Here is a 14,178-nt window from a genome sequence, read left to right as displayed (position 1 = left end):
CTCGCTGCCGCCCGGAGCGGTACCAGCCTCCGTAGCTCAGGTGGATAGAGCAAGGGCCTTCTAATCCCTAGGTCGCAGGTTCGAGTCCTGCCGGGGGCACCGTGACATCCCTGCCGACCTCCGGTCGGTGTGCCCCCACTGTGTGGTTGAAAGAGATTCACGCGGGGGCACCGCCGCAATAAGCCGACTTCCCGCGTTCGCTCGGGGCGCGCACCTCACCCGAGGCCGCGATGGCCCGCCCACATCGTGGCCGCGCGGGTCGCGGCATGCTCGATCAGCTCGGCGATCTCGGGATCGTCGGGGACCCGAAACGAGGTGTAGGCCCCTCGGCCCCCAGCCGTCGGCCTTCCGTAGGCCCTGGCGGCGAGCCGACCGTCCGACAGCATGCGGACGTTGAGCGTGGTCAGGCGGAACTCGACGTCGCGCCGCACGTCGGTCCACTGCAGGTGTCCGGGAATCGCGACGTTGATCGCCAGTGCGCTGACCTCGACCTCGTCGCCACCACCGCGCGTGGCGTCGTCATTCATTCCCCGCATGCCCGGACCGTACCGCCGTGGCGGGCGATGCTGCTGAGAGAGGACGAAAGTCCCTTCGCCACTCCGAAACCCGACATATGCGCCGGAACCCTCGTAGCATCCTGCGCATGGAATTCATGTGGGTGATGCCGGCTGTGGCCTTCGTCTCGTGTGTGATCATCGGAATCGGTTTCTTCGTGGGGATTCCGGGCAGCAAGGACTAAACCGTCCCGCGCCCCTCCTCAGCGCTGACCGTCCCGCGCCACCGCCCGATCACCGCCATCGAGTGGTAGATGAGCAGCGCGGCGGCGGCGCCGAGCGCGATGCCGCCGAAGTTGAGGTCCCCCACCACCCACGTGTAGTCGGCGATTCCGATGATCAGTGGAATCGCCGCGGTGAACTGGTTGATGGGTCGGCCGAAGTCGACCCGGTTGGAGACCCAGATGTTGACGCCGAGGATGCCGACCAGGCCGTAGAGCGCCGTGGTGACTCCGCCGAGGACCCCGGGCGGTACCGCCGCTATCACCGCACCCACCTTCGGCGACAGCCCCAGCAGCACCGCGGCCACTCCGGCGATCCAGTAGGCCGCCGTCGAGTACACCTTGGTGGCCGCCATCACGCCGATGTTCTCCGCGTAGGTGGTGGTGGCCGTGCCGCCGCCGCTGCCCGAGATGACCGTCGCCAGGCCGTCGGCCGCCAGGGCACGGCCGATTCTGCGGTCGTAGTTGATGCCGGTCATCGTGGCGACCGATTTCACGTGACCGATGTTCTCCACCAGCAGGACGAGGACGACGGGCAGGAACATCGGGATGACCGAGAGATGGAAGCTCGGAGCCTGGAAGTCCGGTAGCCCGATCCACGCCGCGTCGCCGATCCCGCTCGTATCGACCTTGTCGAAGATCAGCGAGATCACATAGCCGATGATCACGCTCAGAAAGATCGCCAAGCGGCCCAACAGACCCCGGAACAGCACCACCGACGCGACGAGGAGAACCAGCACGATCGTCGCGATGACCGCGTCCTGCTCGTAGTTGTCCTTCGCCGCCGGCGCCAGGTTCAGTCCGATCAATGCGACGATCGTCCCGGTGACCACCGGCGGCATCATCACCTCGATCCAGCCCGTGCCGGCGAAATGCGCGATAGCTCCGATGACGACCAGCAGCGCACCCACGATCACGATCCCGCCCAGCGCGGCGGATTGGCCGTTGGATGCGGTGGCAGCCAGCACCGGGGCGATGATCGCGAAACTGGAACCGAGGTAACTCGGCAGCCGGTTGCGCGTGATGATCAGGAACAGCAGGGTGCCGATCCCGGAGAAGAGCAAGGTGGTCGACGGCGGGAAGCCGGTGAGGACCGGCACGAGAAACGTTGCCCCGAACATGGCGACGACGTGTTGCAATCCGATCCCGACCGTCCGCGACCAACTCAGTCGTTCGTCTGGGGCGATCACCCCTCCGCCGTCGACCTGCCGCCAGGACAAGAAACCACCCGATCGCGTTTCCGGAGTCGCCATGGGAATCAGTGTGCGGCATCGCGGGTCGCCTCGCTGCCGCAACGGGTGTCGCTTCGACGCCCACTCCCGCGCCCGCTGCGCAGCGGGCGCACGCCTGACAGGCGTCTCCCAGTTCCGGGGCAGCCACCCGGCAGAAACGGGCCATAGGTTTCATCGGGTCGGCATCACCGCCGACAACGGAACAAAGGAGAACCACATGGCCCAACCGACACCGAAGCCCAACGCCTCACGCGCTCGGCAGCAGGCCGCACCGCAACGCCGACGTCGTCGCGCATGGGACCCTCGGCTGCGCCGCTGGAACTGGCTGTGGTTCTGAGCGGCACGCTTTCGCGCTGACCCATCCCGCGCCCCGGGTCGTGACACCCCCAATCACGACCCGGGGCCTCCCCGTGCTGATCGGATACCCACAGTTGACCGCCCGCGCCGCCTTTCGCCGCTTCTCCCCCCTCTTGTCCGGCGAACTCGTTCGATTCGCCTGGGCTGCAATACTTCTGCTGTTCGCCACGGTATGCGAGATCATGGCGATCTTCGTGCTCTCCGATGTCATCGACGGCGCCCTGTCGGCAGACGGCGTCGAGCAGTTCGTCGAACTGGCGGCCCTCTGGCTGCTGATCACCGCGGCATCGACCGCCGCCGACTACCACGGGCAGGTCTGTGCGATCGGGATCTCCGAGCGCGTCGTCCTGCGACTGCGTGATCAGCTGTTCGCACACGTCCAGCGACTCGCTCCGGTGACCCACCGGCGCTTCGGGATCGGCGACCTGGCCGTGCGCCATTCGAGCGATCTCGAAGCCGTCGAATACCTGGTCGGCTCCGGCGTGATGCAGTTCGTCGTCGCCGCGGTGAACACAACGGGTCTGGTCATCGCCGCGCTGGTGATGAGCTGGCAGGTGGCACTGGTGGCGCTCGCCGCGGTCCCGGTGCTGTGGGTGGTTTCGGCGGCCTATGGCCGCCGACAGACACTGGTGACCCGTGACGAACGGATCGCGAACGCCGACATCGCGAAAGCGGTGACGGCGGCGCTGGCCGGCCACGAGACCGCAGTCGCCTACAACCAGCAGGACCGCGAGCACGCCCGCCTGCACCGGCATGGCGTCACCTGGCTGGGCGCCCGGATGACGCAAACCCGGATCGAGGCGGGCTTCGGCGCGGTCATGGGATTCGGGCAGGTCGTCGTCACGCTGGCCATCGCCGTCGCCGGCGTGTGGCAGGTTCGTTCCGGTGGCCTGAGTGTCGGCGAACTACTCGCGCTCACCGGCTACCTCGGCATGCTCTACCCCAAGATGCAGGAACTCGCCGAGGTCCGGTTGGCCCTGGCCTCCGCGGCGGTGAGTGCGGAACGTCTGGTCGAGTTGCTCGATCTCGGCCCGTCCGACGCCGACGAACCGGATGCCGCTCCCCATGTCGGCACCGACAACCGGATCGTCGTCAGCGAGGTGAGCCTCCGACGCGGCGAGACAACCGTCCTAGACAGGGTGTCGCTGGAACTGCGGCCGGGTGTGATCACGGCGCTGGCCGGCCCCAGTGGTGCGGGAAAGTCGACTCTCGCGTCGCTGCTGTGCCGGTTCGAGCGGCCGAGCCACGGGCAGATCACATTGGGCGGCAACGACTTCACGCATCTGACCGGCGCGTCGATCCGCGACCACATCACCCTGTTACCGCAGCAACCGATCATCACCGCCGCGTCGGTGGCGGACAACATCGCCTATGGTCGGCCCGACGCCGATCGCGCGTCGGTGGTGCAGGCAGCGGTCGCCGCCGACGCCGACGCGTTCATCTCGGCCCTGCCGGACGGTTACGACACCGTCCTCGGCGAGGATGGCCTGACCCTGTCCGGCGGACAGCGCCAGCGCATCGCGATCGCGCGCGCGGTCCTTCGCGACACCCCGGTCCTCATCCTCGACGAGCCGACGTCCGGACTCGACGACGCGACCACGCAGCGCATTCTCGAACCGCTGCGTCGTCTCGCGGCCGGCCGCTCGACACTGCTGATCACACATGACGCCCAGGTCATCGCAATCGCCGACGAGGTTCTCGAACTGCGTGACGGACACCTTTCGGCCCGGAATCGCGTCGTCGGAGTCGCGTGACCACATACGCAACTCAGTGCATATGAACTTGGTTGCATAGTGCACGAGTGCAGTGCTATTTTGAGCTCGTGGCGCTCGAACACGCGATCCTGGTGTCGCTGGCCGAACGGCCCGGAACGGGCTATGAGATCGGCCAGCAGTTCGACCGATCCATCGGCTACTTCTGGTCGGCGACCCATCAGCAGATCTACCGCACCCTGAAGAAGCTGCACGCCGACGGCCTGGTGAGTTTCGAATCGATTCCCCAGGACGGTCGACCCGACAAGAAGGTCTACACGGTCTCCGACGCGGGCCGGAATGTGCTGGCGGAATGGGCGATGAGTCCGACGCCGCTGCAGCCCCTGCGCAACGACCTCGGAGTCAAGTTGCGCGCCGCCGAGTTCGGCGATCTGGCGACCATCATCGGCGAGCTCAAAGCACATCGCGACGAACATCTCGCCCAACTCACCCTGTTCAACGGCTTCGAGGCGGCGTACTACCCCGCTCCCGACACCCTGACCGGCCGCAAACTTCACCAGTATCTGGTGCTGCGCGGCGGAATTCGATCCGAGCAGGGCTTCGTCGACTGGTGCGATGAGGTCATCGACGCCCTCGAACGCGAACTGTCCACCTGACCCCACGATCACCTGCCCGCAACGACCCCGACACGAGAGGCAACGCCATGTCAGCCCACACGGCCGAGCGAAATCAACAGTTCCCCAATCTGTTCGAACCATTGCAGATCGGCGGGATGACCATCCCGAACCGACTCATCATGGGTTCGATGCACACCGGTCTCGAGGATCGGGTGTGGGACATCGACAAACTCGCCGCGTATTTCGCCGAGCGCGCCAAGGGCGGTGCCGGTTTGATCATCACCGGCGGATTCGCCACCAGCCGTACCGGTGTGCTGTCCATCGCGGGCGGCAAGATGACCAACGTCCTCGAGGTCAAGCGACATCAGCGGGTCACCAAGGCCGTGCACGACGAGGGCGGCAAGATCGCGATGCAGCTGATCCACGCCGGCCGCTACGGCTACAACCCGTTCAAGGTCGCCGCCGGTTCCGAGCCGTCGCCCATCCACCCGTTCAAACACCTCAAGATGAACGAGCCGATCATCCGGCACGTCATCCGCAGCTTCGGCCGGTCGGCGAAGCTGGCCCGGCAGGCCGGCTACGACGCGGTCGAGATCATGGGCGGCGAAGGCTACCTGATCAATCAGTTCCTCTGCCCGCACACCAACGATCGCACCGACAAGTGGGGCGGTTCCACCGAGAACCGGCAGCGGTTTCTCGTCGAGGTCATCAAGGAGATGCGCCGCCAGGTGCCGCGTGACTTCCCGATCATCCTGCGCCAGTCCATCGCCGACCTCATCCGCAACGGGCAGACGTGGGACGAGGTCGCGCTCATGGCCCGTAAGGCCGAAGAGCACGGGGTGGATGCGATCAACACCGACATCGGCTGGCACGAGGCACAGGTGCCCACCATCGTCACCTCGGTGCCCCGCGGCGCGTTCGTGAAGTTCACCGAACGTCTGCGCGACCAGGTGTCGATCCCGCTGATCGCCGCCAACCGCATCAACACCGCCGAACTCGCCGAGGAGATCCTGGAACGCGGACGCGTCGATGCCGTCCAGATGGCGCGCCCGTTCCTCGCCGATCCCGAGATCGCCAACAAGGCCCGCGAGGGTCGGGCCGACGAGATCAACACCTGCATCGGCTGCAACCAGGCCTGCCTCGACCACGCGTTCGTCGGCAAGCACGTCTCCTGCCTGGTCAATCCGCAGGCGGGCCGCGAGACGACGCTGCTGCTCGGACCGACGCGCCGCGCCAAGCGGGTCGCGGTCATCGGCGCCGGACCGGCCGGGTTGTCGGCCGCGGTCGCGTCGGCCAAACGCGGCCACAAGGTGGATCTCTATGAAGGCGGTCCCAGCATCGGTGGCCAGTTCTCCATCGCCTCCCGCATCCCGGGCAAGGAGGAGTTCAGTGAGACGATTCGCTACTACACCCGTCAGCTGGAGATCAACGGTGTGAACGTGGTGCTGAACAAGCGCGTCACCGCCGACGAGATCATCGAGGGCCGTTACGACGACGTGATCGTGGCGACCGGTGTCACCCCGCGCATCCCGACCATCCCCGGCGTGGACCACCCGATGGTCATGTCCTATGCCGACGCCGTCCTCGGGCGCCGCGAGATCGGCAAGCGCGTCGCCGTGATCGGCGCCGGCGGAATCGGCTTCGACGTCAGCGAGTTCCTTGTCACCGACGAGTCCCCATCGTTGAATCTCAAGGAATGGGAGCAGGAATGGGGCGTCACCGAGGACGGCGACAAGCCCGGATTCGTCACCAAACCCCGTCCGCTGCCGGCGATCCGTCAGGTCTACCTGGTGCAGCGCAAGCCGGGTAAGCAGGGCAAGACACTCGGCAAGACCAGCGGCTGGGTGCACCGCGCGACGGTGAAGATGAAGGGCGTGGAACAGATCTCGGGCGCCACCTACGACAAGATCGACGACCAGGGGCTGCACCTGAGCTTCCACGACGACGAGGGGAAGGTCACCGACACCCGCATCCTCGAAGTCGACAACGTGGTGGTGTGTGCCGGTCAGGAGTCGGTGCGCGAACTCGTCGACCCGCTGACCGTCGCCGGGGTGACCACGCACGTAATCGGTGGCGCCGACCTGGCCGCCGAACTCGACGCCAAGCGTGCCATCCGGCAGGGCACCGAGGTGGCCGCGGGCATCGCCTGACCGCGACCGGGGAGGTCTCGATTTCGACGAGCGCAGCGGGTGTATCCCACCGCAGATCGAGTAACCGCGCGAGCGCAGCGAGCCGGTGTATCGAGATCCCCCCGACCCCCCGACTAGGATCGTCAGACATGGGTGTCCCGTCGCCGACCGAGTCCTCCCGTGCCGTTGTCACCGGCGCGTCCTCAGGGATCGGGATGGCTCTCGCCTGGGCGTTGGCCGCGCGTGGGCATTCGTTGATCCTCGTCGCCCGGCGCGGCGACGTTCTCGAGAACCTGGCCGTCGAACTGCGCGCCACCCACCAGGTGCAGGTGGAGGTCCGCCCCGTTGACCTGTCCGATCCTTGTGCACTGGAAGTGCTGTCGGCCGAACTCGCCGGCCGAGAGGTGTCGATTCTCTGCAACAACGCGGGCATCGCCACGTTCGGCCCGGTCCGCGACCTCGACCCCGAGTACGAACGCGCGCAGGTACGTCTCAACGTCACCGCCGTGCACGACCTGACCCTTGCCGTGCTGCCCCAGATGGTCGATCGGGGGTCAGGCGGTGTCCTGATGGTGGGGTCCGCGGCCGGCAACATGCCGATCCCGAACAACGCGACCTACGCTGCCAGCAAGGCCTTCGTCAACTCGTTCAGCGAATCCCTGCGTGGCGAGGTCGCGGCACAGGGAGTGCACATCACGCTGTTGGCCCCCGGACCCGTACGTACCGAGACTCCCGCCCCCGACGATGCCTCCATCGTCGATCGGATGGTCCCCGACTTCCTCTGGCATTCCAGCGCCAAGGTCGCCGAGATGAGCCTGGACGCACTGGAGCACAACAAGATGCGCGTCGTGCCCGGAACATTGTCGAAGGCGATGTCGGTCGCCGGCGGATACAGCCCACGCGCGGTGGTCGCGCCGATCGTCGGTACGTTTTATCGGAAGCTCGGCGACGACAGCTGAATCATCCACAGCCCCAACCGGCCCTGAACTGCACCGACGAATCTTGTCGGTGGGTGCCGATACCTTGGTGTCATGCAATCGAGCGCACCCGCCTTGGCCCAGATGGCCGACGATGAGCAGCACTCGGCCACTGAGTTGGTCGAGGTGCTCCATCACTGCAACGCGGTGCGCGCTTCGGCCGACTATCGAATGTTGCAGGCGGCCAGCCTGATCCATGAGGAGCGTGAACAGGACCACCTGGTGCGGTTGGCCGCCGAACTCGGTGAGGAATCCACCTCCCTGGCCGATCTCGAACGCCTCGCCATCCGCGCCGCTGCCGGCGAGAATCCTCGCGCCCGCTTCGGACCAACCGGGTTGGAGGCTGCGATCGCCGAGGTCGGTGCCGCGTTGACGGTGCCGCCGGCGCGGGCGCGTGAGTTCATCGAAGCCGGCAGCGTCCTGCGACACCAACTCCCGTTCACCGGTGCCACCCTCGGCTCCGGGCGCATCGACCTGCCCCGGTTCCTGGTGGTGGTACGCCGCACCGCCCTGTGCACGCCCGAGATACTCGATCAGCTCGACAAAGACATCGCCACGGCCATCGAGTCCCGCGAACCGATGTCGATGACCCGGTTCACCACGATGATCGACACACTCATCGCGAAGATCGATCCGGCCGCGGTTCGACGCCAACGTGAGCAGGTCGACGCCGATCGCAACATCAGCGTGCGCCCTGACCGCCACACTCCGGGCCAGTCCCGCATCGGTGGCGCGCTGCCGGCCGAGCAGGCCGCCGCAGTCGACGCGCGTCTGGCGGCGATGGCCGCCTCGGTCCATCCCGACGACCCGCGCACCGCCGGACAGCGTCGCGCCGACGCGCTGGTCGCCTTGGCCTCTGGTGCCGGCCGTCTCGCCTGCCAGTGCGGGACATGCACCGACGATGGCGACTCCGACGCTGTCGGCGAGGTGGTCGGTGAACCCGACGTGACGACCGGTCAGGACGAACCCGAGAACGATGCAACCGCGACCGACATCGCCGTGACCGGTGAGTCCGAGATCAGCGGCGAGCAGACCGACGACCCGACCCCATCGGCCGATACCGTCACAACCGACTGCGCAACGCGCCCGACCTTCCACATCGTGGTCAACCTGAGCACCCTGCTCGGCCACGACGATGATCCGGCGTTCCTCGACGGGCAGGGCGTCATCGACGCCGACGCCGCCCGCGCGCTGGTCGCCGAGGCCCGACGCTGCTACATCACTGCCGAAAGCGCCAACCGCGCACACGTCGACCGCTACGCCCCATCCAAGAAGCTCGCCGACCTCATCCGGGCCGGCGAACTGTGCTGCAGCTTTCCCGGGTGTAACAACCGCGCGTATCACGCCGACATCGACCACTCCGTCCCACACGCCGAGGGCGGCGCCACTGACGAGCGAAATCTGAAGCCGCTGTGCCGTTTTCATCACCGAATCAAGACCTTCGCCACCGGCTGGCGCGACTACCAGGACCCACTGGGCACGGTGTTCTTCCAATCACCGACCGGGCACACCTACCTGGGCAACGCCTTCACCGGACGCGACCTGTTCGGTTCGCTTTCCCGCAGCACTCGACCTCCCGACGATCCCGCCCGTCAACGCATCGACACCATCCGCACCAAACGCTCGGCGTCGGTGAAACGCGCCGACAAACGCGCGATGGACCGCTGGAACGAGCAGAACCCACCACCGTTCTGAGGTTCTGTCCGCCTGGTGCGGCCGGAGCCGAGGACTCCGGTGACGCGATACTGTCCGTCGACCGGCGGCTAAGGTTGAGCGCGTGCAGGACAAACTGGTGTGGATCGACTGCGAGATGACAGGTCTGCGGGTCGAGTCCGACAGATTGATCGAGATCGCCGCCTTGGTCACCGACAGCGAGCTCAACGTGCTCGGGGACGGCGTGGACATCGTGATCCACGCATCCGACGAGGAGCTGGCCGCGATGCCGGATGTGGTCACCAAGATGCATGCGGCTTCTGGGCTCACCGAGGAGGTGCGAGCGTCGACCACCACAGTGGCGGAGGCCGAGAAACAGGTACTCGACTACATCCGCACCCAGGTGACGACCTCCGGCGCCGTCCCCCTCGCGGGCAACTCGATCGCCACCGACCGGGGCTTCATCGCCCGGGACATGCCTGCACTCGACGCCTACCTCCACTATCGGATGGTCGACGTGAGCTCCATCAAGGAACTCTGTCGTCGCTGGTACCCGAAGGTCTACTACGGGCAGCCCGAGAAAGGGCTGGCCCATCGGGCTCTCGCCGACATCCGTGAGTCGATCCGGGAGCTGAAGTACTACCGTGCGGCCGCATTCGTCCCGGCCCCGGGTCCGGACGCCGACCAACTGGCCACGATCGTGAAGGACCTCGGACCTGCGTGAACACGCGGATCGGCAACCGATTGGAGTTCGGGCGCCTTCACCCGCTAGAGTTAGTCCCTGGCTCTGGGACCCGGTGAGAAACCCTGGGTGACGGACGCCGATGGTGGATGTAGTTCAGTTGGTAGAGCACCAGGTTGTGATCCTGGCTGTCGCGGGTTCGAGTCCCGTCATCCACCCCGACACCGGCCCTCCGCGGACACGCGGAGGGCCGTTCTCGTCGGCCCCGGTTGTTCATCTTCGGTGCGTACCATCCCGGCATGCTCGAGGATCTCAACAAGTCCGCAAAGAAGGCCGGCCTGCACGTCGCCGCCGCCAAGAAGTCGGGTCTCTATTCGGTCCGCAAGGCCAAGAACGGGAAACTCCTCGCGAAGAACGTCGACGCCGACGAGGTCGAGAAACTCATCAAGAAGCACAATTGAGCGCGCAGGTCCCACATGCGATGGCATGCGGGGCCTGCGCGCCGGGTCGGGTCAGACCCCTGCCTGAGCCATCCGGGTGCTCGGCCGGATGTAGTTGAACCAGGTGACGCCCAGCAGCGCGATGAAGAAGAACACGTAGAACCACAGGGCGGGTTCGATGTTGCCGAAGGCGCTCTTGGACCAGGCGTAGGCCAGCGGGACGATGAATCCACCGAAGGCCCCGACCGACGAGATGATGCCGAGGGCGCCCGCGGCCTGACGACGCATGTTGGTCATGATCTCCGGGGTGCCGCCCGCGTCCTCACCCTTGACCCGGAAGATCTTGGAGATCATCCGGTACGTGGAACCGTTCCCGATGCCGGTCGCGACGAACAGCAACATGAACGCAGTGAAGAACAACGGCAGGTTCTCGGCCTTCACCGACCACAGCGCGAGGGCCGCGCCGGCCGCGAGGGCGACGAAGCTGAACGCGGTGATCCGGGCGCCCCCGATCACGTCGGAGAGTTTGCCACCGAGCGGACGTGCGATCGAGCCGATGCCGGCCCCCAGGAATGCCCAGGCCAGCGCGATGTCACCACGGTCGAACACCGCCTTGAGGAGGCTGGGAAACGCGGCCGAGTACCCGATGAACGAACCGAATGTGCCGATGTACAGCAACGACATCACCCACGTCTCCCGGTGCCGCAACGACTCCCACACCGGCTTCACGTCGGCCTTGGCCTCCGAGAGGTTGTTCATGAACAGGAACGCGAGCACTGCGGCGGCCACGGCCAGCGGCGCGTAGAACAGCCCCGCGTAGGACAGGGTCAGACCGCCACCGATCACCACGATGGACGGGACGATCTTCTGTGCCACCGCGACACCGATGTTGCCGCCGGCCGCATTGAGCCCCAGCGCCCATCCCTTCTCCTTCTCGGGATAGAAGAAGGAGATGTTGGCCATCGACGACGCGAAGTTGCCACCGCCGAATCCCGCGGTCGCCGCGATCGCGAGCAACAGTGCGAACGGGATGTCCGGGTTCGACACCGCCCACGACAGTCCCAGGCACGGGATCAACAGCAGCAGCGCCGAGATCACCGTCCAGTTGCGACCGCCGAACACCGGTACCGCGAACGTGTAGGGCAGGCGGAGGAACGCGCCGACGCCACTGGGCACCGCGACCAACCACAATGCCTCCGTCGTGGACAGCGCGAATCCGGATGCGGCAGCGGTACCGTCGGCGTTCGCCGTCATCTGGACCACGACGATGCTCCACAACAGCCACACCGAGAATCCGATGTGCTCGGCAAAGATCGAGAAACAGAGGTTCTTGAAGGCGACCTTCTTGCCGACCTTGTTCCAGAATGTCGGATCGTCGGGTTGCCAGTTGCGAATCCAATGGCCCTCCTGGTCGAGCAGGACCTGGTCGGAGGTACGCGTGTGCTCCAGGGTTGTTGTCATCTCAGTGCTTTCGTCGAGAGTTGCGACGGAACCGGGCGGCGCTGCCCATGAAGTACGCGATGAAGCTATGAACGTCCGGTTACGCTGCGCGCATCATCCCGTTACACGACAGTCAAGGTGCCCGCACACCTACGGTCCCGGGCTGTGAGATTCGGATTCGCAGCCAGACCTCTCTCGAAAATCATTGCGCTCAAACATATTTCATCACCAATGCGAAGCTGCGACCATCCACCGGGAGTTGTTCCGGCGCCCGGAATGAGACAAGCGGGTCCATGTCGTACCATCCCGACATGCTGGAAAATCTCAACAAGGCCGCCAAGAAGGCCGGACTGCACGTCGCGGCCACGACGAACAACGGACGGTATTCCATCCGAAAGGCCAACACCGCCGCATTGATCGCGATGGATGTCGACGCGAGCGAGGCCGCGTCCATCATCGCCGCCCACTCCTGACCCTGCCGCCACCCTCACCGTGTCATCGCCCCCGCCCGCGACCACGGTGTTGTGATCCCGGCGTGTAGCTCCCGTTCCAAGGACACACGCCACATTCGCTGTTACCATGCCGTTACTTCAGGTCAAATGACCTAAACATTGGACCGATAGCGTTCGACGCATCACCCCGGACCCACGGGTCCACGGCAGGACGGAAAGCCTCCATGACCCAAGACTTCTCGCGTCGCCTGTTCCTCGGTACCGGACTTGCCGCGGCGGGTGCGGCGGTTGGGGCCGCCACCCTCGGCGGTGGCCGTGCGTCCGCGGCTCCGGGCGACACGGTGGACGCCGTCGTCGTGGGTGGAGGCCTGTCCGGGCTGGCCGCTGCGAAGACTCTCGTCGAGTCGGGGGCGTCGGTGACGGTGCTCGAGGCGCGCAACCGGCCCGGCGGACGCGTGCACAACATCAAGTCACCGAAACTCGGCGCCACCCTCGATGCGGGCGCCGAGTTCATCGGGCCGACGCAGAATCACATCGCTGCCCTGGCCCGCGAGTACGACGTTCGTACCATTCCCACCTACAACCAGGGCGACAGCGTGTTCTGGAACAGCGGCAACCTGACCCGCATGCCCGCTGCCGTGCCATTACCCCTGCAGGCCGAAACCCTGGAGGCCGGAGCGGGTCTGGGTCGGGCCCAGATCGAGGCGCTCGCGGGCTTCCCCGTCGGCGAACCCTGGAAGCACCCGAACGCGCGATACCTGGACTCGCTGACCTGGGGGCAGTACAGCCGACAAATCGCATCCACGCCCACCGGACGGGCGCTGATGCAGGTCGCGATGTCCGCACCGCTGTCGGTTCGGCCCGACGAGGTGTCTGCGCTCTATTTCCTCAACTACATCGCGGCGTCCGGGGACGAGAACAACCCCGGCACCCTCATCCGCCTCCTGAGCACCGACGACGGGGCCCAGGAGAGCCTGTTCGAGGGCGGCGCAGCGCTCATTCCCATCCGGATGGCCCGCGCGCTCGGCAACCGGATGGTCTACAACGCTCCGGTACGGTCGATCAGTTGGTCGGACGGCCGGGCCGAGATCGTCAGCGGGGCGGGTACTTTCCACGCCCGCAAGGTCATCGTCGCGATGTCGCCGGCGATCAGTGATCGGATTCGCTACGCACCCGGTCTCCCGGCCGCCCGTGTCGGCCTCACGAACGGGTATCACATGGGCGCGGTCTCCAAGTTCGCCGCGCTCTACCGCCGGCCGTTCTGGCGCGAGAAGGGGCTGTCGGGGCAGGTGTACGGCAACGGCCGACCGATCGACGTCACCTTCGAGAGCTATGCCGAGGATCGACACATCCTGATGGGGTTCATCTCCGCAGATGCGATGCGGCGGCTCGATCCGGCACCGGAATCGCAGATCGTGCGTGAGTGCATCGACAACTTCGTCGATTACTTCGGACCTGAGGCCCGAGACTTCATCGACTACGGCATCTACAAATGGGATCTCGATCCCTGGGCGCAGGGCGGGCCGGTGGCCGTGTCGTCGCCGGGCACTCTGACCAGGTACGGTCCTGCGCTGCGCGCACCGGTCGGCCCGATCCACTGGGCCGGCACCGAGACCGCCGACTACTGGACCGGTTACATGGACGGCGCTGTCCGCTCCGGCAAGCGCGCGGCACGCGAAGTGCTCGGCGCCCTGCGCTGAACCTGCTCGAAC

General features: G+C 66.2%; 12 protein-coding genes and 2 tRNA genes. 11 read left to right on the top strand and 3 right to left on the bottom strand.

Features of this window, described 5'->3' with window-relative positions; all coding sequences use genetic code 11:
• Window positions 1-25: 25 nt before the first annotated feature.
• Window positions 26-99, top strand: a tRNA-Arg gene (locus tag V1Y59_RS06070).
• Between the two features lie 116 nt (window positions 100-215).
• On the opposite strand, the gene V1Y59_RS06065 is transcribed toward V1Y59_RS06070, so the two are convergent.
• Both V1Y59_RS06065 and V1Y59_RS06060 read right to left on the bottom strand, forming a co-directional pair.
• A complete protein-coding gene (locus tag V1Y59_RS06065; RefSeq protein ID WP_330503943.1) occupies window positions 216-536 on the bottom strand; it encodes a hypothetical protein in 321 nt (106 codons plus the stop codon).
• Between the two features lie 199 nt (window positions 537-735).
• Window positions 736-2,028 carry a uracil-xanthine permease family protein gene (locus V1Y59_RS06060; protein WP_330503942.1) on the bottom strand — a complete coding sequence of 431 codons (1,293 nt, stop codon included), beginning with the start codon at window positions 2,026-2,028 and terminating at the stop codon, window positions 736-738.
• Window positions 2,029-2,438: 410 nt separating this feature from the next.
• Here V1Y59_RS06060 and V1Y59_RS06055 point away from each other — a divergent pair, with 410 nt between their 5' ends.
• The 8 genes from V1Y59_RS06055 to V1Y59_RS06020 all read left to right on the top strand — a co-directional run bounded on the left by V1Y59_RS06055 (window position 2,439) and on the right by V1Y59_RS06020 (window position 10,595).
• Entirely contained in the window at window positions 2,439-4,118 is a 1,680-nt protein-coding gene (locus tag V1Y59_RS06055; protein WP_330504118.1) for an ABC transporter ATP-binding protein, read from the top strand.
• A gap of 68 nt (window positions 4,119-4,186) precedes the next feature.
• Window positions 4,187-4,732, top strand: coding sequence for a PadR family transcriptional regulator (locus V1Y59_RS06050; protein ID WP_330503941.1), 546 nt, complete (start codon window positions 4,187-4,189; stop codon window positions 4,730-4,732).
• 47 nt (window positions 4,733-4,779) lie between these two features.
• Window positions 4,780-6,843, top strand: coding sequence for an NADPH-dependent 2,4-dienoyl-CoA reductase (locus V1Y59_RS06045; protein WP_330503940.1), 2,064 nt, complete (start codon window positions 4,780-4,782; stop codon window positions 6,841-6,843).
• Window positions 6,844-6,971: 128 nt separating this feature from the next.
• Window positions 6,972-7,781, top strand: a complete 810-nt coding sequence (gene cmrA / locus V1Y59_RS06040) for a mycolate reductase (protein WP_330503939.1) — start codon at window positions 6,972-6,974, stop codon at window positions 7,779-7,781.
• 72 nt (window positions 7,782-7,853) lie between these two features.
• Complete coding sequence (locus V1Y59_RS06035; RefSeq protein WP_330503938.1) at window positions 7,854-9,494, top strand: HNH endonuclease signature motif containing protein; 1,641 nt, start codon at window positions 7,854-7,856, stop codon at window positions 9,492-9,494.
• An 82-nt stretch (window positions 9,495-9,576) separates the two neighbouring features.
• Window positions 9,577-10,176: an oligoribonuclease gene (gene orn, locus V1Y59_RS06030; protein WP_330503937.1), complete on the top strand. Its 600-nt coding sequence runs from the start codon at window positions 9,577-9,579 to the stop codon at window positions 10,174-10,176.
• Between the two features lie 103 nt (window positions 10,177-10,279).
• Window positions 10,280-10,352, top strand: a tRNA-His gene (locus tag V1Y59_RS06025).
• Between the two features lie 81 nt (window positions 10,353-10,433).
• Window positions 10,434-10,595: a hypothetical protein gene (locus V1Y59_RS06020; RefSeq protein WP_330503936.1), complete on the top strand. Its 162-nt coding sequence runs from the start codon at window positions 10,434-10,436 to the stop codon at window positions 10,593-10,595.
• A 51-nt stretch (window positions 10,596-10,646) separates the two neighbouring features.
• Here V1Y59_RS06020 and V1Y59_RS06015 read toward each other — a convergent pair whose 3' ends face one another.
• A complete protein-coding gene (locus V1Y59_RS06015) occupies window positions 10,647-12,035 on the bottom strand; it encodes a nitrate/nitrite transporter (RefSeq protein WP_330503935.1) in 1,389 nt (462 codons plus the stop codon).
• Between the two features lie 290 nt (window positions 12,036-12,325).
• Between V1Y59_RS06015 and V1Y59_RS06010 the strand changes: the two genes are divergently transcribed.
• The gene (locus V1Y59_RS06010) at window positions 12,326-12,487 is read left to right on the top strand and encodes a hypothetical protein (protein WP_330503934.1); all 162 of its coding nucleotides are present in this window, start codon (window positions 12,326-12,328) and stop codon (window positions 12,485-12,487) included.
• 203 nt (window positions 12,488-12,690) lie between these two features.
• Window positions 12,691-14,166, top strand: a complete 1,476-nt coding sequence (locus tag V1Y59_RS06005; RefSeq protein WP_330503933.1) for a flavin monoamine oxidase family protein — start codon at window positions 12,691-12,693, stop codon at window positions 14,164-14,166.
• Window positions 14,167-14,178 lie beyond the last annotated feature (12 nt).

It is taken from the genome of Gordonia prachuapensis (assembly GCF_036350515.1).
In the GTDB taxonomy this organism is placed as follows: Bacteria; Actinomycetota; Actinomycetes; order Mycobacteriales; family Mycobacteriaceae; genus Gordonia; species Gordonia prachuapensis.
Note: the sequence above shows the minus strand (reverse complement) of the source record. Positions and strands in the feature narration are given on the sequence as shown.